Below are 24,575 nucleotides of genomic sequence, written 5' to 3'. Positions count from 1 at the left end.
CAAACCACCATTAAATTTAAGGAAAATATGATGCACGTATTTGTCACTGGAGCCACTGGCTGGGTAGGCTCTGCAGTAGTTCAGGAATTGATCAACGCAGGTCACCTTGTAACCGGACTTGCCCGCTCTGCCGAAAAGGCGACCGCACTCGCTGCAACGGGAGCAAAAGTCTTGCTCGCCAGGCTGGAAGATCTTGATGCACTGCATACGGCCGCAGACAAAGCTGACGCCGTCATTCACACCGCGTTCAATCATGACTTTTCAAAATTCATCGAGAATTGTGAGCAAGACCGTCTTGCCATCGAAGCATTGGGAAGCACACTGGAAGGATCTGACCGTCCCCTGATCGTGACCTCAGGCCTGCTGGGCATGACACGTGGAGCTACCGAGCTGGACCTGCCCAATCCAGGATCACCACGCAAATCAGAACCAAGCGCCCGCGCCTTGGCTGCACGCGGCATACGCGCCGCAACCGTGCGGCTGGCACCATCGGTTCATGGACTTGGTGATTACGGTTTTGTGCCTCTGCTGATACGTCTGGCAAAGGAAAAGGGCGTCTCGGCTTACCTGGGCGACGGCCAAAACTGCTGGTCTGGCGTTTACCGGCAAGATGCAGCGCGCGTGTATTGCCTGGCACTTGAGCAGGGCGTGACTCAAGCGGCTTACCACGCCATTGCCGATGAGAGCATTCCCTTCAAAGCCATCGCTGAAATGATAGGTCGCCATCTTGGTTTGCCAGTTGAATCGAGGGAAGCAGATCACTTTGGCTGGTTCGCAAAAATGGCCGGGGCTGACATGGCGGCTTCCAGTTTGCGGACGAGAGAACTGCTGGGCTGGACACCTGAAGGCCCATCTCTGCTCGCGGACCTGAGCCAAGCTGGTTATTACACAGCCTGAATACCGACGAGCGCCCCTGCAACCATTTCAATTAATAATAATTGGCAGTCTCTGCAGCTGCCAATTTATCATGCTTGCCGCAAATGCGGCTGCTGAAGGTCCTACAAACTTTGCATCACGGTTCTTGAGCAGCACAAAGTCCAGGTTAGCCTGTAGCACGTAGTTGTAGTCGATATAGCTTAGCGAGTAAGGCGTTTTTTTGACTGCTGCAGATATGCCGCTACTTCCCTTGGCCTGGATGATTTCAATATGCCATGTGATCGTGAAATTTTTTTCATAAGCACTCTTCCAGTCCGGTTTTAGTTTTGACAGATAATCCGTAAAATTATAGGTCGTACCTGATCCATCTTGTCGTGCAATCACCTCAACGGCCTTCTTTGGGAGATTGATGTCAGGGTTAAGGACGGCAATAGCCGGATCATTCCATTGGTTTATTTTGCGAGCAAATATGTCTGCGAGAATTTCACCAGTCAGTTTCAGCTTGACCGATGCTATACCAGGAATGTTAACGATAGGTACCACACCTGAAATTGCGGACGGAAATTGAATGAGATTGTCATGCTTCAAATCCGTCATGCTAAGTGCGACATCGCTGGCACCGAAATCTACCGTTTTTGCCTTAATTTACTTTATACCCGCAGATGAGCCAACTGCCTGATAATCAACATTCATTTGGGTTTTCTTGCCATATAAAGGCGCTGCTGCAGAAGAGTCTGCGCCGTTTATCGTTGCGGCTATCGCGGTAGATATATGAAAGCTGAGAAACAAGAAAAGCGAAAACGCTTTGGAGATAGCTGCGATTTGACCGTGGACAGAAATATTCGCAGGCTTTACAGCAAGACGGATCTCGGCATCATCACTGGAATAATTGCAGTGTATAGAGCGAAATGAACTTGTTGGCAAAAGCAATAATAAAGTCATTTTAATACCTCGTCGCAATTCCTAAACAAGAACTGTAGTCTTGTGCGGTCAATTCGCATTTGCCAGACGAAGTTTGGACTTGGTAATTTGTCTGGCCTGTGGAGAGGCACTTTTTCTCATGCTGCCTTGACCCGTCTCTCCCTCATTTGAGTTTGTCGGTCCGGCATCATGAATCCTGAATACAGCTACCGCTTGCGACAGTTTGAGTGCCTGATCATGCATGCTTTCTGCCGCTGCGGCCGCCTGTTCAACCAGAGCTGCATTCTGCTGGGTAATGTTATCCATCTGGCTCAGTGCGTCATTCACATGCTCAATGCCTGAACGCTGCTCAGCACTGGCCGTGGTGATTTCTTCCATCGCATCGGTGACAGACTGAATGGAGTTGACAATTTGTTCCATGGTTGCGCCCGCCGCCTGGACTTGCTTGCTGCCTACGCTGACCTGTTCTACCGAAGCTGTAATTAATTGCTTAATCTCTTTGGCAGCACCGGCAGAACGTTGTGCAAGATTGCGCACTTCTGAAGCAACAACAGCAAAGCCACGGCCTTGTTCGCCAGCGCGGGCAGCTTCTACCGCAGCGTTCAGAGCAAGTATATTGGTCTGAAAAGCTATGCCATCTATAACACCAATGATGTCGCTGATCTTCTTGGATGATTGCTCAATAGCTCTCATGGTATCAATCACTCGTTCTACTGCCACGCCACCTTCACGCGCTATATCTGAAGCAAACAAGGCATTACCGTTGGCCTGCTCTGCGCCAATAGCATTTTGTTTCACTGCATTGGTCAGTTCTTGCATGGAAGCAGAAGTTTCTTCCAAAGAGCCGGCTTGCTGTTCAGTGCGGGTGGATAAATCAGCGTTGCCATGCGCAATCTCCTGGGATGCAGTCGCGATTGTTTCTGTCCCACTGCGGATGTTCGCAACGAGACTCCCCAGCCCCTGACTCATTTCTTCAAATGCGTTAAGCAACTGCGCTATCTCGTCCTTACCATGGGACGAAATCCTGGTACTGAGATCTCCTGCTGCGACACGTTGTACAGCTTCGCTTAGTTCTTGCACTTCTCCAGAAAACGAAACATAGAATCCGGCCAGTAAATAAGCTGCAATAATCAAGATGAGGGAAATCACTGCGATCAACATATTCCGGTGCAAGATATCGCGTTGAAGCCGCTCTTCTAGTGAGGCATCAAGCAAAGCTCCTGTAGCATTTGCATAGGCATACCAGCCATTGACACTTGCTATGCCAGCCTTCAAAAATTCTGTGCCCGATGTCTGGTTCAGGGTATTGAGTACTTCATTTTTTGTACGCTCCAAGAACTCCAAATTACTGGCGAGTACGGCCTGTTGCGCGTCCAATTTCGTTTTAAAACCGGGATTCGCCCTGTACATGGCTTCCAGAAGTACAGGGATACGGTTGACATCTCGTTTGGCCAGCATAACATCTGAACTGATCAGCAAGTCCTCATTGGCTTCCAGCAAACCGGTATCGATATAAGAAGCTCCGCGACCTGCAATGTCGGAAATGCCATCTGCTAATTCCGGCAAATTCTTGGCGAAGAGACTGATCAGATAATAGGTACCGACTTCCGGGTCCAGGGTAAGATGCGAGCGATCAGCGATTTGCGTGTTGAGCTTGTACAATTGCGCAATCAGTAATGAATGATCGGTATAGCTTTCCTTATTCTTTGATGCTGGCAGCTTTTGTAAGATGCTTTCCCAGGACTGTTTGATGGCGATAAATGATGCATCCAGCCCCATTTCCAATTGAACTTTTTGTAATTTATCAAACGCTGATATTTTTGAGTTAATTTCTTGCTGTACCTTGCCTGCATCTTCTTTTGCTGGTGCATTACCAGCCAGGGCTAAATGACGCAGAGCGCGATGAAGCTGCGTCAGTTTCAGCAATTCTTGTGCAGCCTGCAATTGCAGGACGCCCAAGCGCTCACTCTGACTAAATGAGATAGATTTATTCAGTTCACGAATGAGCAAGCCAGTCATCAGGATAGCTGGTAGAGAAAAGAGTACCGCAACGATAAGGAACTTGGGAAACAGACGAAGGCGCTGCATTAGCGCGATGGCAGGACGTAGAAACATGGCGTGGTCACCCCAATAAAACATGCGTCGCTTCAAGGTTGAAACGATTTATTGCATTGCAGCAATGATGCGCTTGCTTTATGTCATTTTCATGACTGCGGTGTCACAAATGGTTACGTCTTTTAAAGTACAGCAGCAATCTAAGGCACAGATACCGTTCGCGTTTATGCGCAGCTTCGACGGTGCTCTGGTTGGGTCAAGACTCGCTGGGTAACCTGACGCGGTACACCATGTGCCCGCAGATACTCAAGTGCACATGCTGTTCCTACTGTCTGCTGCAGAGAAATGCCGTGCTCAACCTTGGTCTCAGTCGCAGAATCGGTTCTGCTATGGATATTCGGCGTTTTCACTTCTTCGATGTTTTGCAAAAATTTCAAATGGCTAGCTGACATGTGAATCTCCATATCCATCGGTTAAAAGAGGAAAGATAACCAATCCTGTTCATCATTCCCGCAAGCTTTTGCAAAGAAGAGAATACACCGGATTAGCGACCAGGATTTGTTACTTTCACATCTTTGCGCTCAATTTTTGCATGTTTTTTTGGTTCATTTGATCAAACCCAAATGCTATGCACTGCCACTATGGATTCACTGCCAGCGGTAGTAGAAATGGTTTCAACATCAAATCAGGCACGTAGTTTGCTGATACCGGGCGAGAGATAAAATAGCCTTGAATTTCATCACAGTTGAGCTGCTGGAGAGCGTCCACTTGCTCCTGAGTTTCCACACCTTCAGCAACAACGGTCATATCCAGTGCGTGCGCCATGGATACTATCGCTTTAAAGAAAATCTCACCCTCTTTAGACTTCGTGAGTTCATTGGTGAAAACCCTGTCTATTTTCAAGATATCCATGTCCAGTCGCTGGAGTTGTGATAGTGAGGAATATCCTGTCCCAAAATCATCAACCAGCAATTTAATGCCTAGCTCGCGTATATCGCAAAGATCCGCAAGAATGGCATTATCTTCACCCATCATGGCAGATTCGGTAATTTCGACTTCCAGAAGATTAGAATCAATACCCCAACTTTGCAGACAGTCAGCCAGTTTCTTAGGGAGAGAACCCGCACTGAATTGCTTGGCCGAGACATTGATTGAAACAGGCACTACTGGTAAAGATGCGGCTTGCCAAGCCGCGATCTGAGCACATGCCTTTGCCATGACGATTTCACCCAGGCGCAGTATCATTCCATTCGATTCTGCAAGAGGAATAAACTCTACCGGAGGAACCAGGCCATGATCCGGGCGCATCCATCTTATCAGTGCCTCCATACTGGTCATTTTTCCAGTCAACGCATTGACTCGCGGTTGATAGAACAACACGAATTGATCTTCTTCTATTGCATGCTCAAGTGCACGCTCCATATCAACACGAACTTTTAATTTTTCATAGAGCTCCGGTTTGAAGAAATTGTAGTGCCCCTTTCCTGTGGCCTTGACCGAATACATGGCAATATCTGCATTCTTTAGCAGTATCTCAGTCGTATCACCATCAACAGGATACATACTGATACCGATGGATGCACCGATCTGATTCTTTTGACGCTCCCACCAGAACGGCTTCTGGAAAGCATCGCCTATACGCTCTGCAACGCGGGCAGACTGGCTATCTAGCTCTACCGGTTCCAGCACTACCAGGAATTCATCGCCACCTAACCGGACAACATTGTCAGATGGCCGCAATACCGATAACAAACGTGAAGCAACAGATTTCAATAACTGATCGCCAGCTATATGACCTTGCGAGTCGTTGACGTTCTTGAAGCCGTCGAGATCAATAAACAGCAACGCCAGCATTTGCTTGCTAGTTTTTGCTCTGTGTATCGCCTTTGGCAAATATTCCATCAACCAGTGCCGGTTATATAAACCAGTCATCACGTCCCTGGTGGCCAGACGTTGAAGTTCACGCTCGGCCTCTTTTCTTTCGCTGATATCTTGTATTGTGACAGCCAGACCAGAACCAGAACGCGTGAGTCGGCGTCTGGCCCATGCCATGTTCAAAGGACTGAGTTCAGATAATTCGTACTCATCCTCGTAAAAGCCAGTTTCCATCGCGCGGGAATAAATTTGCATTAATTTGCTGAAGTAAATTTCCCCCTGCAAGGACGACATCTTCATTCCTATGAGCTCTTCGCGATTGAGTCCAAAAAACAAAGCCCCGCGAACATTACAATCGACTACCTGGAAATCAACGATTTTTCCGTGCACGTCTCTGAGTGCAGTCATCATGTAAAAGCCTTCATCGGTCGCTTCCGTAGCGAGGCGATAAGTATCGCGGACCTGCTTGGCCTGATACTTTTTCCAGGCGAGCCTGGTCGATATAAAAGCGGCGATTGAGCCGAACAGGAAAAGTGCGATTGTTGTCGTGACAGTCGTCTTTTTAGATAGCGCCCAAATGGCCTGGTAATTACCAAATAGTTCCTGTTCATCCAGGCCAACGACTGCAGTGAGTGAAAAGGCATCAACGCTTTGCCAACCCAATATGCGGGTCTGCTGATCAACGAAAGTCGATGGCCCAGAAAATTCGTCTGAACCGACCGTTGTTTTGAATTGAATATCTTGCGTGAATACGTTGCCGCCGCCAAAAGGAATGACATCTCCCAGCCTGCTTGCGCCTATCGAGCCATCGCTTGCCAGAATGGCGATTAATCCATTTTTACCGAGGCTTTGACTATCATAGAAAGAAGAAAAATAGGATGGCTCCACCGAAATAACGACTATTCCATCAAATGTTTCGTCAGCTGTTTCCAGCCTGCGCGTAAATTGAATGACGAGCTTGCCAGAACTGTTAATAACAGCCGGAAGGCCTATTTGCATCGCACTGGAGTTATTGTTTTGATGATAGTAAAACTGCCCCCTCAATGTCGTGTCCTGCCATTTTTCCACAGGCACAGTCGAGGTAACCGGCTTACCTTTAGCGTCCAGGATGGCGACCAGCTCAAACTGTGGAGCGATGAATAATCCTTGAGATCTTTGCTCTTCCAGTCTCAGGGAATGCCTGGAATGTTCCCAGTCATATTTCACATGCATGCTGACCTGGTCAATTTGCTCAATTGTGCGGGTAAGATATTGCGCGTACGCACGCGACAGAGAGGCGACATCTTTAAGCGCATTTGCCCTCATTTGTTTTTTATCTCTGTCTATAGCGGAATAATGCGAACGCCAGAAGGCTAGGACGAGAACAAGGAAGACAATTGACCATCCAACAATAAATGTGCAACTGTATCTCAAAAGAGCGTGCTCTTTTGTCCACTTCCTGATAGAAGTAATGAGATGTGAGGTAGTCACGATATTAAAGGAATTTTGAAAGGAACATTACGGTGTGGTCGAAAAGTATTGGCTTATCACTGCCTGCATAGGAATGTATAACAAAAATTTTCCTGTACGGCGTGACTTTCAGAATGAATCCCCGAAAAGCGCCAGCTTGTTTTTAGCTAGCAACAATGCAAGCAGGCGTCACTGAACTGTAATACCTGCATGCTATATTCTCGGAAACATCTCCTCGATGTCGGTTTCGTTTTTTAAGCAGCCTCTCAAGGCTGCTTTTTTTATATCAAAAATCTTGCGGTGATTTAGTCGTTAGCAATGTAGTAATTGCACATCGTTATGACATTACTGAGACTACTGGCATCCTCGCGTGCCAGCAGGATGTCCCTTACTTCGACAATCTGGCTTCGACTGGGGATAATCTCGACTGGACTATGGCACATCCAGTTCACAAGAATTTTAGTGATTTTTTGGCGTCCTAATTTAGCGACTTCCTTGCGAGTAGGTACGTAACACTGAGAAATCTCAGTATTTTTTTGTTTTTCGGCCCATTTTTTTGCAGCCCTCAGGTTTTCTTCTGGCACGCCAAAACGTTCATGACCACGTTGCATAGTAAAACTCATCAAGAAACTGGATAAATAATTATTCTATAAATTATCAACTATGCATCAAACAATTTCCAGTTTTCCTTATCCAAAAGAGGCATGACCTGTTTCAAGCAAAAAAATGGCGTTCAATATATACCGCCCAGCATGAATGCTGCTGCCACTATCCATATTCTGCTTCCAAATTTCGCCTGCTATTTCAGACCTTGCCACAAAAACCCCAAATAATATGAATACCGTCAATCATCCCGAGGACAGTCGCTGCACTCAGCAAGCACTTATCGAAACTCAGCCGTTTTACTCAGCCCTCGATATTTATGTCTGTCCCTGTGCGGGCAAGAATCTCGACACTTCTCAAGTCAGAATAAACCCTGAGCTACCAAATAAATTGGCGCACATGGAACACGATCTAGTGTAAAAGAAAAAGTAACATTCCTCGAACTAATTCATACTGAATTCATGCCAGTATTTTTTCATTTTCTCATCCCTTCAATGAAATTTTTCATGCCAATATGACCGGCATCAAGACCACTTAATTAACTAAAAATGAGGTCAAATTTGGGTCCAAACTTTTCAATGCCCCATTTTCAAGCATGCCAGCCACAAAAAAACAAATTCCTTGCCGCAAGAATGTTGTTTGAAATCCGCAACATTTTTGCAGCAAAAAGCTTATTTCCTTATTTGGATTTAAGTAATTCTTGACTTGTTTGCTGGCTAGAGAGATAACAGATTCGCCGCACCGCAAACGATTACGCAAACGTTTGCGGTGGCGCTCGTAGCGAAATCCCCGATTTCACCACGCCCCATTTCAGGGATGGTGCGAGTGCACCATTTCAGAACATCATCGATTAACATCAACTTGGGAATTTAACATGCGCAAAACTATTTCTCAGCAATTGCACAAGGGAGTCAGCTTCAGCGTGATCGCCCTGGCGGTTGCTGCAGCCTTCCCCATGCAAGCTGCCTGGGCTCAGACTGCCACGCCTGCAGCAAAAAATGATGGTACGCAACTGGAAACAGTCATCGTTACCGCCAACCGCCGTGCAGAAAACATCAAGGAAGTACCGATGTCCATTTCTGCCATCAAAGGCGAAGCGCTCGACACTTACAATGCCAGTGGTCAGGATATCCGCTTCCTGGCGGCGCGCGTACCCAGCCTGAACGTGGAATCCGACTTTGGCCGCTCCTTCCCACGCTTCTACATCCGTGGTCTGGGCAATACCGATTTCGATCTGAACGCATCCCAGCCAGTTGGCCTGGTGTATGACGACGTCGTGCAAGAAAGCCCTATGTTGAAAGGCTTCCCTGTATTTGACGTAGATCAGGTTGAAATCCTGCGCGGCCCACAAGGCACGCTGTTTGGCCGCAATTCGCCAGCTGGTGTACTGAAGTTCGACTCCGCCAAACCTACCCGTCGTTTTGAAGGCTATGGCAATATCGGCTTTGGTAATTACAAAGCGATCAATCTGGAAGGCGCGATCAACGTGCCACTGAATCCAGACTGGGCAATGCGCTTCTCGGCACAATCACAGACACGTGATGACCGCGTCACCAATCCACGTTCCACCGGCGAGAAAAACCTCGAGGGCTACCGCGATAACGCAGCCCGCCTGCAATTTTCGTATAAAAACGGTGATTTCAGCGCCCTGGTGAATTTGCATGGCCGCGACATGTCTGGTAACGCCACTCTGTTCCGCGCCAACATCATCCAAAAAGGAACAAACAATATTGTTCCTGGCTTTGACTATGCCAGCTACCCAACGGATGGCTTGAACAGCCAGAAGCTGCAATCTTCCGGTGGCAGCGTCCGTTTGCGCTGGGATATGCCAGGCATGAGTCTGCATTCCATCACTGCGTATGACAAGGCAAAATTCTATAGCCGCGCTGACGTCGATGGTGGTTATGGCGCATCGTTCGCTTCTTCCATGGGCCCTGGCTTTATCCCATTCCCATCTGAAACTGCAGATGGCTTGCCTAGTTTGAAACAGATCACGCAAGAGTTCCGCGTTGAATCCAATACTAAAGACGCGCTGCAATGGATAGGTGGCTTGTATTACTTCAGTGAAGAACTGCAAGTAGATAGCTTCGACTTCAATTCCCTGGCACCAGGCAATCCACAAGACGGTTATGCAGTTCAACATCAAAGTGCAAAATCCTGGGCAGCCTTCGGTACTGTGAACTATGCGGTTACCGACCAGTTCAAACTGCGCGGCGGCTTGCGTTATACCAGCGATAAAAAAGACTTTGATGCGCAACGCACCTGGACACCCGGTACAGCCCTGGGCACACCTGGCACACCTTTGTTCAGAGCCAACCCATCTGCCACCAACATCAGTTGGGACATAGGTGCGAACTACACACTGGATAAGGCAACATCCGTATTTGCCCGTATCGCTACTGGCTACCGCGCACCAAGTATTCAGGGTCGCGTCTTGTTTGGTGACAGCATCTCCGTCGCCAATTCAGAAAAAACCCTGTCTTTCGAAGCTGGTATCAAGAAAGACATCCTGGATAACACCGCACGTATCAGCGCAACGGTATTCCAATATACAGCCAAAGACTTGCAGTTGACAGCAGGTAGCGGTGGCGTGAATCAGAACAAGCTGGTGAATGCAGACAAAGCCGTTGGTCAGGGCTTTGAAATGGATTTGCAGGCTAACCTGAGCCGCAACTGGAAAACCACTTTGGGTATCAGCTATAACGACACCGAAATCAAGGATGACAAACTGTTCGTCGCCCCTTGCGGTAACGGCTGTACAGTGACAAATCCTGCAGGCCCGGTCAAAGGCACAGTGCTGATCGGTGGCAATCCACTGCCACGCGCACCTAAATGGGTAGGCAACTTCTCGCTGCGTTATTCCACACAAATCGGCGAAGGCACTTTGTACGCCAGCACAGACTGGTCTTACAAAGATTCCTACAATATGTTCCTGTATGAAGCCAAGGAATACAAAGCCAAATCCATGCTCGAAGGCGGCCTGCGCCTGGCTTACATGTGGGCTGATGGCAAATATGAACTCGCTGCTTATGGTCGCAACATCACCAACAAGCAACAAGTCATTGCCGCCATCGACTTCAACAACCTGACAGGTATCCTGAACGAACCACGCAACTACGGCGTACAGTTCAAGGCTAACTTCTGATCTTTGTTAAGCTGATAAAAAACGCCGGGGTGATCCGGCGTTTTTTTATGGGCGGCAAATTACACCTGAGAGTTGGCAGCACTGCGTGAGCCAGAGATTGGGGTTGGATCACAAGCCATCAGAACTGATTGGACACGCAGTATCTGCCATCATAATGATTGTTTTACAATGAGTCGTCTGCAATGCGAGCCACAAGGGGTTGGAACCGAATCCGGTAGCCACAGATCTGCCCATCACTTGGACGCAACGCGGTACTGAGATGCTTCTGGAGTAGCTGTGTTAATGGGCGAAATCCAGCTTGATGTTTCGCTAGATCCACATGGGTGACTGGTGCGATTCACGCAACCACACATTGAAGCAAAAGGCACGACGGCATTTTGAAACAAGTATGTGATGGCGCAGTAAATACTATCGCGGTGTGTTGCGAGTATGTTGTTCGGCTACTTGACTACCGGGGGCTAATGGGTGACCCCATTTTTGTTAATCTCAATCTGAAAAAACAAAAATATTCTTCCCAGATTTTTTTGCTTTATACATGGCGTCGTCAGCAAGCTTGAGCAATTGATCTGGTGACTGCCCCTCATTTTTAAACAACGCTATGCCGATAGATGTTCCTACTCGTGCGTCTTTTCCTGCGTTAAGGATAGGTTCGTTGATAACTGCGATCAATCGCGAGGCAATGATGGAGATACTCTCACGACTATCAGGATTGTCTAGCAATATGACAAATTCATCCCCGCCCAAACGAGCCACCGTGTCAGCGGCACGCAGTTGCTCTTCAAGTCTTGCTGCCACTGTTTTGAGAACATGGTCGCCCATGTCATGTCCCAAGACGTCGTTAACTAATTTAAAGCCATCCAGATCTAAAAATAGCAATGCAATTTGCCGTTTCTCACGTTCGGCCATGGTGATGTGCTGCCCTAGACGTTCGACGAGCAATAACCTGTTTGGCAAGCCCGTTAAGCTATCGTGAAAAGCCATGTGATGAACCAACTGTTCTTTGTCCCACTGCAGTGTTATGTCATCGAATACACCAACATATTTCGTGATTTCTCCTGCGTCGTTTTTTATGGCAGAAATGGAGAGTTTTTCAAGAAAAATGGTGTCGTCTTTGCGCTTACTCCAGATATCACCTTTCCATTTTCCAGAAAGAATCAATTCTTTGTAAAGATTGCTAAAGAACTCGGGACTATGGCGAGAAGAACTGAGTAAATTCGCATTTTTCCCCACAGCCTCTTCCTGAGTGTAGCCAGTGAGTCGTGTAAACGCCTGATTCACCGACAAGATGATCGATTGCGGGTCAGTGACCATGATCCCTTCGGAGGTCGCTTCAAATACGCTAGCAGAGAGACGAATTGCAGCATCTGCCTCCCGCACTTTCGTGATATTTGTAACAAGCGCAAAAAAACCCATTATCTCGCCGCTTGGATCTCTATCAGGAATGTAGTTGGCGAGCGTATAACCTATAGTACCGTCCGGTCTCTTTATTTCGCGCTCAAATTCCTGTGGCTCCCCCGCAAGTGCGCGCTGCATATATGGAAAATTCAGTGAAAATAGCTCTTCTCCCAGCAAGTCTTTGATGGACATGCCTAATATCTCTGAAGGCGCTAAACCGAACCATCTAAAATACACAGAATTTGCAAACCTGCAAATCAAATTCATATCCCAATAGGCAATCATGCTTGGCAAGCCGTCTGCGATCGTTCGGATGAACCTCTCCCTATTGGCACTTTCTGCTGACATCTCATCGGCTCTTTGCCTTGCCTGCAGCAAATCATGTTCGAAACGGCTGCGCTCCATCGTGACATAAAAAACCCAGGTAAGACTTTCAACATCGATCAATGATGTTTTTTGACAATTGACATAGACAGGAATTCTTGTTCCAGTACTGCTGATCAATTGCAGGCGAATTTCACGAATTTGCCCGTCGCGCAGTATCATTGGGATCACATGCGTCTGCAGGAAAATCCTGCTTGCCATGGGCAAAAGTACATCCATCGATCTGTCAACAAGGGTTTCCAAATCTTGTTCAGTAAGACTAAGCAAACTTTGGTTGGCTGATAGTATTTTGCCTGCCCAATCGGTCACCAGAACTGGGCAAGGTATTTGATCGAAGTTTTGCACTGATTTTTTATCCGCCACAATGGCCGAGATATTCACGAATGGCATCAACGACGAGCGAGGGTTCACTCATGTGCGCGCAATGGCCTTGCACTTCCAGCACTTTAAGGGTGCTGCCTGCCAGATGGTTATGAACATATTCGCCAACTTGAACCGGTGCGAGCGTATCTGTTCTATGCTGAATCACCAGGCAAGGGCGACTGACTTTGGGAAGGTCAGCTCTGTTGTCAGAGAAAAATGTGGTTTTCGCAAACACTTTGGTCGTCGTTGGATCGGTAGAACAAAAACTGTCTGATAGTTCAGCAGTGACAGAACCTGCCTCACCTTGTGCAGAAACAACCGGAGCCAGATAATTAGCCCACCCAATATAATTCTGTTCCATGAGATCTAACAGGCCTTCAAGATCCTCTTTCTCAAATCCCCCAAAGTAATCAGGCGGATCATTAACAAAGCAAGGATTTGGCCCAACCAAAATCAACTTATCAAATAATTCTGGTCTTGCAATCGAAGCCAAGATTCCGGCACTGCAACTGACAGAGTGTCCAATGAATGTAACACCACTTGTCAAACCAAGTGCATCGCAAACGTCGAGTACGTCTTGGGCGTAGCCGTTAATATTGGAGTATCGATAACGGTCAAAAGCCTTCAGATCAGACTTTCCTGAACCGACATAATCAAACAGTACTTGTTTGTGAGTCCCAACAAAGGCAGGCGTTACCCTGTCCCACATATTCTGATTGCATCCAAAACCATGCGCATAAAGCAGCACTGGACCAGCTTCACCAATGACTTTTACGTTGTTACGGTGAAGAACATTCAAGTCATTTTTTTCTGTAGACATGAGGCAACTCCGATAATGGTTAGGTTCAAGTAGCGCACAGCAAGGTCAACGGATATGGGGCATATCCTTAAATATCACAAATTTTGTGAACAAAAGACGTGCAACTAGCTTAAAACGGCAACTTGGCTCAAGTATATGTATATTGAGCAAATACGCAAATTGAACTAACTGCGAAACCGGGTTTTCTATTTACTTCGCAAAGCTGTGTTGCGCCGATGCAATAGGTTTTTCAGAATCTCGGGGAAAATTGGGGTCACCCATTAGCCCCGGTAGTCAAGTAGTCGCAAAGAAAATGGGGTCAGTTCGGGAATATGGGGTCACCCATTAGCCCCCGGTAGTTCTAATATTCCAACATTCTTATCCACAAAAATTCAACATTTCTCAAAGCACACTGAGACGATCGGCGGCGCGTAATCGTTCGCCGGGTTGAAAATGTTGGAATATTAGAAATGACCCCATTTTTTGGAGCAGATAACGCTGTTCCTTGCCCCTGGCCCTCGTGGGTACTAGGGCACGGATTCTAGCGCTGGAAATCACGCTTGACGGTTGAGCTGCAGTCTGGCGCAGCGAATGCCTCAATGGCGAGCACCATTATCATGAGAGCAAGGAAGCGCGTCATCTGATATCAAGCTTTAAACGGTCAACCTGTGACTGAAACAGTCTAACCGCCGCATCCACTCGCGCACTGTGGCTACGCACATTATCACTTGAAGTGGGCCGCGCATCCTCCACCGCCTGCAGCCACGAAGCGACCAGGTCCTTGATTTTCCCCCTTAGCATGGGGCTATAATCTTCCATGGCAAGCAATTTATCATAGTCACTAACTGTCTCTTGTTTGGCCCATTCAACCGTCTTCAGCCTGTCATCCACACCGCCAGGGTTAGACATGAAATTCTTCCAACTCAAGGTCACAATCGACAGACTGACTATACGGCCATTGACAAAGCTCTCAGTCGCCGCCTTGTTGGCTTTTTCGTTGTCCAGTTTTTTTGGGGATAGCCGCGCTGACTCACGCTTGTCCGGCTCAGCCTTCTCGTCCAACTCTTTCTTTTTTGGGGAGTCTGTGTCAGCTTGTTTGGCTGAAGCATCGAAACACTTCAGGCGCTCTTTTTGAGACTTGATCGACACACAGTCAGCAGCATAACTCACACCACATGCCAGCACAGCAGCGGAAAAAACAATCGTTAGCACCGAAGCCTTCATTCTCATCCCCATAAAATTTACATTTATGTATATGTGTTTGCAAACCGGTCCCGACTTCGTCGTTCAATGCCATGTGCGCGCCTGCACACTTATATCAGAACTACTCCCGCATCCACTTGAGCATGTGAGGAAAAGCAGGCTTACCTTCTTTCTCTGCACGTACCGCCCCCAGGCTCAGGCCTGCCCATTCCAGAAACGGCAGGCCAATAAAATTACCTGATTCAAAAGTCTCTATCAACCAGCTGGAATCATCCTTGTAACCATTTGGATGAAACACAAAATCCAGTGGCAAATCAAGCTCCCTGGCCACCGCCAGTGACCATAAAATAGCAGCTATCTCTTCGCCTTGGGGTGGCCAGTCCTTGTCTTGCTGATCGCTGCCTATGAGTGCACGATTGGCAGATGGTGTCACCGCCAGGTGCCCGGCCTCATGCACCATATCGCCAGGATATTTGAGTTTGCTGTAATCGACATAAATGCAGCCAGGCCCCAGATCAAGGCCGGGCAAAAACGTTGCGTGCTGCAGTTCGCGCTCAATAACCGCGATACCTATCCTGTCAAGAAAATTCAATACCTTATCCAGACGCGGGTCATCGCGCACACCGGGATTAATTTCTGCGATATCGGTTTCCATCATAAATTCAGCCTTAGCTTTGTTGTCGCAAACGCTGTGCAATGCTGGCGCAATGCTCCACTTGCACAGTAATATTTTCAGGCACGGCAATCTCACCAGCCAGCACTGACCTGATCCATGCCGCAGTCGTATTGGCATCTATGCTGCCAGGTACAGCAGGCACTTCCGCCAGGGGCTCTTGCTGAGCGGGCACCAGGGTAGTTCCCTGCCCGGCATGAAACCAGTCTATCTGCTGGGCCCGGCCCGTGCTGGCGACAGCTTCGCCCTCGGTACCGCGCATGAGGAATACATCCCCGGCTTCAACAGGTGCGCAGCGGGAAAAATAGTCTTGCAGCATCAACAGATATTCTGGATGGGTGTAAGAACTCAGGCGCAAGGCAGGCACGACAAAAGGTTGCAAGAGCTTGACCAGCGTATGGGTGGAGTTGCGCACACCCAGGATACGGCGCAAACTCAGCAAATGCGCCATTGCGGGCGATAAGGCGTCTATGGGCATAAAGGCTGGCTGCTTTTGCTGCAGCTGTTCCAGCACTTGTTCTGAGCTGGTCACCAAAGGCAAGCCCAGGGCCTGGAAGATCTCAGCCGTGGCGACCCGTCCGGTATCTGTGCGTACTCCGTGCACCAGCACAGGTACACCCCGTCGCGCCAGCAACAAGGCCAGCAAAGGCGTCAGATTGGCTTTCTTGCGGGCACCGTTATAAGTTGGTATGACTACCGGGGCATAAGGACTAACTGCAGGTGCTTGCAGCGGCAAAATATACGGTTGAGCTGCCTGAAGGAAGCCTGAAATTTCTTCTATGGACTCGCCTTTGATGCGCATGGAGAGCAAGATACCGCCCAACTCCAGGTCAGATACCCGTCCAGCCAGCATGGCGGCATATAAAGTCGCCGCATCGGCCTGCGTCATGCTGCGCGCGCCATCTTTGCCGCGACCTATTTCCTTGATGAATTTGGCTGCGGCAAGAGGCTCGACCGACTCTGCCGCAGAATTTGCAGTGAATGGAGAGAATTTCAAACCTGTTCCTTCAACAGTTTCTGTATGAAGCGCCACTCATCTGGCTTGACTGGCGTAATCGACAGGCGGCTGCCTTTTTGCAGCACCGTCATATCAGCAAGTTCAGGGTAAGTCCTGAGTTCTGCCAGGCCCAGCAAGCGGGTCTTGCGCTTGGCCTTGACATCGACCATCATCCAGCGCGGGGTTTCCTGGGTCGCTTTCGGGTCAAAGTATTTACTGTCTTTTTCAAACTGGGTGTGATCAGGGTAAGCAGTGCTGGCAACCTCGGCCAGACCGGCGATGCCAGGTTCAGCGCAACTGGAATGGTAAAACAGCACACCATCGCCTACCTTCATGCCATCGCGCATGAAATTACGCGCCTGGTAATTGCGTACGCCAAACCAGGGGATGCTGGGCAAAGCCAGTACATCGTCAATACTGATCTCATCCGGTTCAGACTTCATCAACCAATATGCCATGGTGAGCACCTGCAAAGTCAAAAGGAAATTGTCGCACATTTATGTAGCGACGACATCAGTACGATAAACATCATGGATAGATCAGGCACAAAAAAACGGCTGTCATAAAAAATGACAGCCGTTCAGAATAAGTCCCCACCGATGCCGCTATGCCGGCATCCTGAACCTGAGCGGTTCAAGTTGGCCACGGTCAATTCAATTTCGGGTTCATCGGACTAGCGACGCTCACACCCATCGAACAATGTTCCACGGCCTATGCACTAAAATGGTTCAAGGAATATATGGCATTGGCGAACACGGCAGGGAACTAAAGTGTACCCTGAAATGCCCGCGCATCGCCAGCTATTTTGATTAAATTAAATAATAAGCTCACTGATCAAAATAGTTTTTCTTGTGGAGTCAAAGCCTGATCCATGATGTCATGCATTTCATTGATCTTTTGTTTGACTTCTGCCAGAGACAAGCCAGACAAAGGGCCTTCGGGTGATTTGGTCGCCAATAACTCTGTGGTCATGCTCAATGCTGCCATGACCGCGATCCTGTCAGTGCCCTTGACTTTTGCAGCATCACGTATGGCAGACATTTTGCCATCAAGGTAGGCAGCAGCTTCGCGCAGGGCGCGGTCTTCACCTTCGCGGCAACTGAGTTTGTAACTCTGCCCCATGATATTGACATCGACCTGTATCACTTTTACTTCACTCATGCCGCCTCCTTGTCATTCAAGACCTCGGCTGGCAGTTGCGCAAGCAAGGCAGAGACACGGTCATGAGCCTGGTGCATGCGTTGTTGCAAGTCTGTGTTTTGCGTCATCAATGAGGTCACATCATTACGCAGTCTGGCATTTTCGCTGCGCAAGGTGTGCGCCAGCACGACTAGCTGTTTCACTTTTTCAGCGAGCAATTCGAATTCGGAAATCATTATGTCTCAGTTCAAGGGGTATGCAATGCATTCATTAAGATAGCCAATAAGGCAGCCAACAGGGCAGTCAATAATGCGATGTTAATGCGATCTTTAATTATACGAGTAAATTTTCTCTCAGAGCATGTCTATCAGGCTGCCATCGCTCAAAATAAGTGCAGCATGGACAGTTTTACCAGAAAATACCTGCTTTAAGGCCAATACATAATCCTGCAACTGCTGGCGATAGCCTGTTTCCTGACCAGGTAAAAGCTGACGTTTGTAATCCAATACCCAGACTTCATGCGAAAAAACCACAACCCTGTCCAGGCGCAATAATTTTTTCTCGACCAGCACATCCATTTCATTACGCGCATATACATAAGCGGCAGGCTCATAAAATTTCTGCAATGCAGAATTACTGAATATACACTCAGCCTGTTTGCGAATTGCCATCGCCACAGTGCTGGAACAAGGCAACCAGGCTGCGATAGTCTCAACATCTGGCACGACAATCGGCCAGCTCTTTGCGTTATTGCTCAAACGCTCCATCAGGGTATGCAGAGCTATGCCCTCCAATTGTTCATCACTGCTCACTTCCGGCGCTATCTCTTCAGCAGGCATGGCAGGGGGTTCAAATACTGCCATAGTGAACGACTGATGCTGCTGTATTTCATTCCCAATAGTAGCCGCAGCCGGTGATTTTTCTTCTACATGATCGAGATAGCCATACCAACTGGGCGTTAATTGCTTTTTCCCGCTCTGTACACCGCTAAGTATCAATATCTGCTTGGCACGGGTGATGGCGACATATAAGAGGTTCCAGTTTTCTTGCGTGGCCTGGGCTTCTTCCTGCGCAAAAAAGCGGTCACGCGCAGCGCCACGCTGGTCTTTTTTGCCAAAGACAGAAAAATGCCTTTCTTCACCCGCCTGCAAAGGCCACTGGCACAAAACACCTATCCTGTCTTTCATGGATTCACTGTGATTGGCGTCCAGCATGACGACGATCTTTGCCTCCAGTCCCTTGGCACTGTGGATGGTCAATATGCGCACAGCATCAGCCGCACTATCAACCGCAGATTCATCGGGGGCGTCACTATCACCACCACGGCGCAAGGCGCTCAGGGCAGCGATAAATTTGGGCAAACTGGGGTAACGCCCGGCATCCAGATTCAAAGCCAGTTCTGTAAAACTATGGATATTGCCCATGACCTGGCTGCGCTGCGCAACTGATGATGCTTGCGCATAGCGTTGCAAGACCTCGCCCTGATGCAATATGCGGTCCAGCAAATCATGCACGGGTAAATAATAAGACGCTTCCATCCATTGTTGCAGCAAGCTGGCGGCGCGTTGCAGAACTGGATAAGAGTCATCCTGCTCCGAGGCTAAGTCCAATGCCATGGTTTGCAGGCGCTTCCACCACGTTGCTTCATCGCGCATGGCTAACGCAATAAGATCATCATCACTGGCTGCCACGATGGGGGACTTTAACACATGCGCCAGCGCACGGTTGTCACCTGGCGTCATCAGGAAATTTAATAGTGCGATCAAATCCAGCACTTCCAGCGCATCCAGCAAGCCACCACGGCGGCTGGAAACAAAAGGGATGCCTGCCTCGCGCAAAGCCTTTTCGTAGGCTGACAAATGCGTGCGGCGCTTGACCAGCAGCATCACGTCACTCCAATGCCAGCTATCTGCACCCTGCGCGGCACGTATGCCCAGCAAGGTTTGTGCGACTTGCTTGCCTTCTTCATAGCGTTGCTGGTTTTCTGCTTCCTCCAGTGGGGTTGTCAGCGGATTGCGCAGAGGAAAACGTGAAGGCGCAGTTTCTTCTTCGCCTCCCTCTTCAAGATCAATGGGCGCGGCCATGCCTATCAAAGGCAAACGCCAGACCGCACCATCGGCATCTGAAGCTGTCGTTTGCGCATGAAACATTGGATTGCCATGCATGCTGACATTGAGTACATCAACAATCGCGGGTGCATTCCTACGCGTCTGGTTGGTACGCAACACCCTTGCTCCCTGCGCTGCCAGCATATCTTGTGCAGCGGTAAACACTCGGGGTTCGGCGCGACGAAAACGGTAGATAGACTGTTTGGGGTCGCCCACCACAAACACACTGGGCTTGGCCCCATCATCACCATAAGCTTCCAGCCAGGCTTGCACTATGCCCCATTGCAAGGGATTGGTATCCTGGAATTCATCCAGCAAGATATGCTTATAACGTGCATCAAGGCGGCTATGCAGGTAGGCTGCATATTCTTCATTACTGAGCAGTCTATATGCCTGCCATTCCAGGTCCGCAAAATCAAATACCCGCTGGTCAGCCTTCAGGCCCTGGTAGCATTCAAGATAAGCTGTGCCGACAGCAAACAGGGCCTCATTGACTTGCATGACCATTTTTTCTGCGCTGCGCTTTTGCAGTTGCTGCAGTGCCTGCACTATCGCTTCGCATTCATCTTCAAAGGCATTGATCTGGTCCAGGCCCAGATGTTTTTCTATGGATGTGATCAGCGCCTTGACCTTGACATTGTGTGAGCGGATGTTGCCTTGCCCATTGATGAAGCCATCACAAATCATGGCAAAGGCATCCAGGCTAGGGCCATCCGTCAGGCCCTGCTCTATCTTATTGGCATTGGCCTGGTTATTTTTTGAACCTTGGCCCAATACCAGGGCCATGTGGGCAATGCGCTGATATAGCTGGGCGTCGTCCCAGATGCTGAGCCGCGCATCCTGATACAGGTCTGCGCCGCATAAATCACGCAACCAGTCCAGCGGGCCACCTAGTTCAATTTGCTGGTTGCTAGCCCACCACTCGGCCCGCTTGTCGAGAAAGGCTTCCAGCATTTCACGGGCATTGAAGTCACCAATTTCCTGATACAGGAATAGCAGTGCTTCCTTGATGTTGGCATGATCTTCCTGCGCCAGCATCTGCATGAGCTGGCCATAGGCTTCGCGCTGTATGTCGCCACTGGCCTCGACAAGCGTAAAGCCATGCGGCACGCCAGATGCCAGCGGTGCCAGTTGTATCAGGCGGCCAAACCAGCTATGGAAGGTATCCAATGATAGCGATTGCGGGCTGGACAAGACCTTTTCATACAGACCACGTGCCAGCGGGATGACATTCTGCAAGTCAGCCTCGGCTATGCCGCGCTCAGTCAGCAATTGCCGCACATGGGCGATATCTGCCAGTGCCAGTTCATGCAGCAAATCCATGAGGCGTTCGCGCATCTCCTGCGCAGCCTTGCGGGTAAAGGTAATCGCCAGCAATTCTGCCGGTTCGGCCCCGGCCAGCAAAAGGCGCAACATGCGCGACACCAGCAGCCAGGTCTTGCCACTGCCAGCACAAGCCTCGACGACGACGCTATGGCGCGGGTCACATGCAGTTGCCGTGAAATGAGCATGACTGACAGCCTGGCCATTGACTTCATAAGCCGGCGAATATTGAGAGGCTTCGGTCATCACCATGCCCCCTTGCGACAGAGGCCACGCATTTCACAATACTGGCAATTTGCTTCTACACCATGGGCTGGCAAGCTGGCACCTTTCTGTATGGATGACATGCTGGTTTTAATCGCCAGTGCCAGCTCTGAAACCCAGCGGTCAAAATCATCGGCGGCGACATCGCCAGCCTTGCCCTGGCTCAGTTCCAGCGCGACATAACTGCCTGAGCTGACAGGCAAATCCGTCAGCAAGCCATAAAACGGCAGTTGATGATCTTCACCTTCCTTCAGTCTCCTGCGCAAGTCATTCAGATTTTTTGTCTTGTAATCGAGTACCGCCACTTCACCATTTATATTTCTGTCTATGCGGTCTATGCGACCTTTGAGCATGATCTGGCCGCCCTGCCATTCCAGCGTCTTTTCATTCTTGATTTCACCCATGTCAAACTGCCAGCCCGCTTCTTCATGCGCCTGCATCCAGGCGACATAGGCAGGAATGACTTTATCCCAGCGCACGCTATAAGCTAGTGCCGCCGGGCTTTTTTGCAAGACGTCAGCAAAAAAATCAGCAGAGATATTGCGCAATAAAGCTTCTTTATCCACGCCAGGCTGACTGACTTGAGCAGCTTTCAATTCCTCATGGTAACGCTTGAGGATGGCATGTAGCCAATCGCCATAGTCACGTTTTTCAGGCATGTCTGACAGCTCATCCAGCGCACTCAAACCCAGCATGCGCCCGGCAAAAAACTGGTAAGGACACACCACCAGGCTGGTGTAGGCACTGGCAGATAAAGTTGAGGGCAACAAGGCAGCCGCAGACGGTGCTGGCATATTTTGGTTGTTGACTTGCATGGTCCTGATCGGTAAATCCAAAGGATGACTGTCCAGCACACCTTGCTGGGTGCGTTCCAGCGTCAGACCCAGTTGTTCCAGCCACGGGCTGACGGGATTATGTTCACCATTCAGGCTGCCCTGCCAGGATAAAACGATGTCCGTATTACTCAACAAGAGTTCAGCAAAATCACGCAATTGTTGCTGCTGGCGCGACTCGCGGGTTTCCAGCCCACATTCACGCCTGACTGCATTTGCAAAAAACAAAATCTCGCTGGCTTGCGATGGCAGGTGTGACGCATCCGCACCGACCAACAGCACCGCATCAAAGGGACGCAGACGCGCACCATTCAGCGGCAACATGACCACGCGCTTGTCGGTATGTGAGAACACAAATGCGGTGCTTTCCAGTTGCAGATTCATCAGGGCGCGCCATTCAGCAAAGGTGAATGGGGTTTTCAAGTCCTGGCAGGCAAGCTGCAATTTCTGTAGCAGTTGTATGATTTGCCCACCCGCCGGGTCTGCCTGAAAGGCATTGAACATGGAGAGATCAAAGAACACCTGCAGGCTCAACGCACTCCATTCCGACAGACTGCGCCTGCCGGTGAAATTGCCCGCCTGCCGGGACATGGACCTGATCCAGCGGCTGGCTGACGCGGTATCCTTGCCAGCATCCAGCGCAGCCAGGACTGATTCCCAGCCACCCAGCACATTCGCGCGGCGCAAGACCAGCTCTATGCGCATGACCATGTCGGCCTTGGCAGCAATGGCATCTTGCTCAGGCTCGGTATTGTCAGTATCTTTCCACAGCAGGTAAGGTGACTTCAAAAAATCCAGCAAGGCCATGGTATCGGCCCGGGTGGTCACCACTTCCAGCCAGGCGGCGATGGCAGCTGCGGCGCGGGTAGTCGATAGCTTCCAGCCTGTTTCATCAGCCACCATGATCTGTGCGCGTTCCAGCAAGGCGCGTATGCGGCGCGATACGACGCGGTCTTGCGCCACCACGGCCACACTCTGCTTGCCAGCCTGCAGCCAGTTGATGATGGTTTGTGCCCCCTGTACCGCCTCATCTTCGAGCGAAGTGGCGCGACACAGGCGTATGTGGGATGTCTCTACATACTCAGTCAGCGCCTGCTGATGCTGGCTGCCTGCATCCTGCAAACCCGGCCAGGCATGGTAATACGGCTGCGGCAAGGTATGCGCACGCCAGTCCAGACTGATTTGCAATACGCTCTGTTGCTTTGACCAGGCATGCAGAAATGCATTTTCCATGGGGTTAGGCAAGGTTGGGGCTATCCACAGCAAAGGTTCACTGGCCTGAGCAGCAATTTGCAATAACTGTGCATAGCGCTTTACCTGCGGGTCATTGCCATCAAGCTGACTCTGCCAGACTGACCAAACCAACTGCGTTTCTTCTGATAAAAGGGCTTGCGCAGGCGCAGGCAATTGCGCCAGTGCGGCCTGCCAGTCTTTTTCCAGCTTGCTTTTATCCTCGCCTACGGTGGGCAATAACACAGCCGTCAATTCATCGGATAAAGTCAGCAGGGTCTGTGCCAGGGGTAACAAGTCAGTATTGCGGCGCGCACCAAATAATTTCTTTAACCAGGGATGTTGCCGCAATTCAGCATATAGCCCCATCAGTCTTTCACTGGCATCACCACCGGCATTACTTTGCAGTGCAGCATCCGGTGCCTGCATTTCCAGCAAGGCAAACAGGGTTTGTATGCGTGGCGGGATAAAATTACCCTGCAATACAGTCCCCAATGCCCTCAACAGGAGATGGGCGTGCTGATAAGTAGGCACGATCAACCTTACGCCGGAAAAATCCCGCTCTTGCTCTCGCCCCCAGCCCTGCTCCCTGGCGGCGCGCAAAAAAGCCTGGGCAGTCTGTTGCCAGAAGAGTGGGCCAGCAGGTATCAGTTGGGGATTATGTAGCATCAAGGATTAGTGGTTTTGCCTGTAGAGCAAGTATACTATGCGACGGCTCCGGCATTTTGGAGGCAGGCATCACACTTTTCTAAAAAATAGGTTATTATCTACTGCATAGCTGACCACGCCTGACTCATTTTGTTTTAGTCACGGTGCTGCACTGTTCAACACCATTGAATTCGTGACTATCACCCCCAGATTCAAACCAGAATGCGGCGCTGTCCCAAAATACCGACATTCAGTGGCGCTGTTACCCCTTAATTTTTCCCCTCTCGTTGA

General features: G+C 49.5%; 18 protein-coding genes and 1 other RNA gene. 2 read left to right on the top strand and 17 right to left on the bottom strand.

Features of this window, described 5'->3' with window-relative positions; genetic code table 11:
* Positions 1-30: 30 nt before the first annotated feature.
* On the top strand, positions 31-897 hold the full coding sequence (locus UNDKW_RS07195) for an SDR family oxidoreductase (protein WP_162058142.1): 867 nt from the start codon (positions 31-33) through the stop codon (positions 895-897).
* 27 nt (positions 898-924) lie between these two features.
* Here UNDKW_RS07195 and pstS read toward each other — a convergent pair whose 3' ends face one another.
* The 6 genes from pstS to UNDKW_RS07165 all read right to left on the bottom strand — a co-directional run bounded on the left by pstS (position 925) and on the right by UNDKW_RS07165 (position 7,787).
* A complete protein-coding gene (gene pstS / locus UNDKW_RS07190) occupies positions 925-1,521 on the bottom strand; it encodes a phosphate ABC transporter substrate-binding protein PstS (RefSeq protein WP_255431545.1) in 597 nt (198 codons plus the stop codon).
* Positions 1,522-1,818, bottom strand: a complete 297-nt coding sequence (locus UNDKW_RS07185; RefSeq protein ID WP_162058141.1) for a hypothetical protein — start codon at positions 1,816-1,818, stop codon at positions 1,522-1,524.
* A 48-nt stretch (positions 1,819-1,866) separates the two neighbouring features.
* Positions 1,867-3,912, bottom strand: coding sequence for a methyl-accepting chemotaxis protein (locus UNDKW_RS30940; protein WP_304941468.1), 2,046 nt, complete (start codon positions 3,910-3,912; stop codon positions 1,867-1,869).
* 164 nt (positions 3,913-4,076) lie between these two features.
* Entirely contained in the window at positions 4,077-4,304 is a 228-nt protein-coding gene (locus tag UNDKW_RS07175) for a hypothetical protein (RefSeq protein ID WP_232063286.1), read from the bottom strand.
* Positions 4,305-4,491: 187 nt separating this feature from the next.
* The gene (locus tag UNDKW_RS07170) at positions 4,492-7,197 is read right to left on the bottom strand and encodes an EAL domain-containing protein (protein ID WP_232063285.1); all 2,706 of its coding nucleotides are present in this window, start codon (positions 7,195-7,197) and stop codon (positions 4,492-4,494) included.
* Positions 7,198-7,481: 284 nt separating this feature from the next.
* A complete protein-coding gene (locus UNDKW_RS07165) occupies positions 7,482-7,787 on the bottom strand; it encodes a hypothetical protein (protein ID WP_197893111.1) in 306 nt (101 codons plus the stop codon).
* An 866-nt stretch (positions 7,788-8,653) separates the two neighbouring features.
* Between UNDKW_RS07165 and UNDKW_RS07160 the strand changes: the two genes are divergently transcribed.
* Positions 8,654-10,924 (top strand): TonB-dependent receptor, encoded by a 2,271-nt coding sequence (locus tag UNDKW_RS07160; protein ID WP_162058140.1) that lies wholly within the window; start codon positions 8,654-8,656, stop codon positions 10,922-10,924.
* A gap of 486 nt (positions 10,925-11,410) precedes the next feature.
* Here UNDKW_RS07160 and UNDKW_RS07155 read toward each other — a convergent pair whose 3' ends face one another.
* From UNDKW_RS07155 to UNDKW_RS07105, 11 genes are all read right to left on the bottom strand, one after another.
* Positions 11,411-13,084 carry a bifunctional diguanylate cyclase/phosphodiesterase gene (locus UNDKW_RS07155; protein ID WP_162058139.1) on the bottom strand — a complete coding sequence of 558 codons (1,674 nt, stop codon included), beginning with the start codon at positions 13,082-13,084 and terminating at the stop codon, positions 11,411-11,413.
* Positions 13,056-13,886 (bottom strand): alpha/beta fold hydrolase, encoded by an 831-nt coding sequence (locus UNDKW_RS07150; protein ID WP_232063284.1) that lies wholly within the window; start codon positions 13,884-13,886, stop codon positions 13,056-13,058. The genes UNDKW_RS07155 and UNDKW_RS07150 overlap by 29 nt, the downstream gene beginning before the upstream one ends.
* A 615-nt stretch (positions 13,887-14,501) precedes the next feature.
* Complete coding sequence (locus tag UNDKW_RS07145) at positions 14,502-15,089, bottom strand: hypothetical protein (protein ID WP_162058138.1); 588 nt, start codon at positions 15,087-15,089, stop codon at positions 14,502-14,504.
* Positions 15,090-15,189: 100 nt separating this feature from the next.
* Entirely contained in the window at positions 15,190-15,723 is a 534-nt protein-coding gene (locus UNDKW_RS07140) for a hypothetical protein (protein WP_162058137.1), read from the bottom strand.
* A gap of 13 nt (positions 15,724-15,736) precedes the next feature.
* The gene (gene ybiB, locus UNDKW_RS07135) at positions 15,737-16,738 is read right to left on the bottom strand and encodes a DNA-binding protein YbiB (protein ID WP_162058136.1); all 1,002 of its coding nucleotides are present in this window, start codon (positions 16,736-16,738) and stop codon (positions 15,737-15,739) included.
* On the bottom strand, positions 16,735-17,196 hold the full coding sequence (locus tag UNDKW_RS07130) for an EVE domain-containing protein (RefSeq protein WP_162058135.1): 462 nt from the start codon (positions 17,194-17,196) through the stop codon (positions 16,735-16,737). The genes ybiB and UNDKW_RS07130 overlap by 4 nt, the downstream gene beginning before the upstream one ends.
* A gap of 128 nt (positions 17,197-17,324) precedes the next feature.
* A non-coding RNA gene (ssrS, locus tag UNDKW_RS07125) (6S RNA) lies at positions 17,325-17,505 on the bottom strand.
* 67 nt (positions 17,506-17,572) lie between these two features.
* Positions 17,573-17,884 carry a cell division protein ZapA gene (locus UNDKW_RS07120; protein ID WP_162044496.1) on the bottom strand — a complete coding sequence of 104 codons (312 nt, stop codon included), beginning with the start codon at positions 17,882-17,884 and terminating at the stop codon, positions 17,573-17,575.
* Between the two features lie 11 nt (positions 17,885-17,895).
* Positions 17,896-18,114 (bottom strand): DUF904 domain-containing protein, encoded by a 219-nt coding sequence (locus UNDKW_RS07115; RefSeq protein WP_162040413.1) that lies wholly within the window; start codon positions 18,112-18,114, stop codon positions 17,896-17,898.
* 117 nt (positions 18,115-18,231) lie between these two features.
* The gene (locus UNDKW_RS07110; RefSeq protein WP_174247572.1) at positions 18,232-21,555 is read right to left on the bottom strand and encodes an exodeoxyribonuclease V subunit beta; all 3,324 of its coding nucleotides are present in this window, start codon (positions 21,553-21,555) and stop codon (positions 18,232-18,234) included.
* On the bottom strand, positions 21,555-24,305 hold the full coding sequence (locus UNDKW_RS07105) for a PD-(D/E)XK nuclease family protein (RefSeq protein WP_162058134.1): 2,751 nt from the start codon (positions 24,303-24,305) through the stop codon (positions 21,555-21,557). Before UNDKW_RS07105 ends, UNDKW_RS07110 begins: the two co-directional genes overlap by 1 nt.
* Positions 24,306-24,575 lie beyond the last annotated feature (270 nt).

Source organism: Undibacterium sp. KW1 (assembly GCF_009937955.1).
Classification (GTDB): Bacteria; Pseudomonadota; Gammaproteobacteria; order Burkholderiales; family Burkholderiaceae_D; genus Undibacterium.
This window is presented reverse-complemented; position numbering and strand designations above follow the sequence as displayed.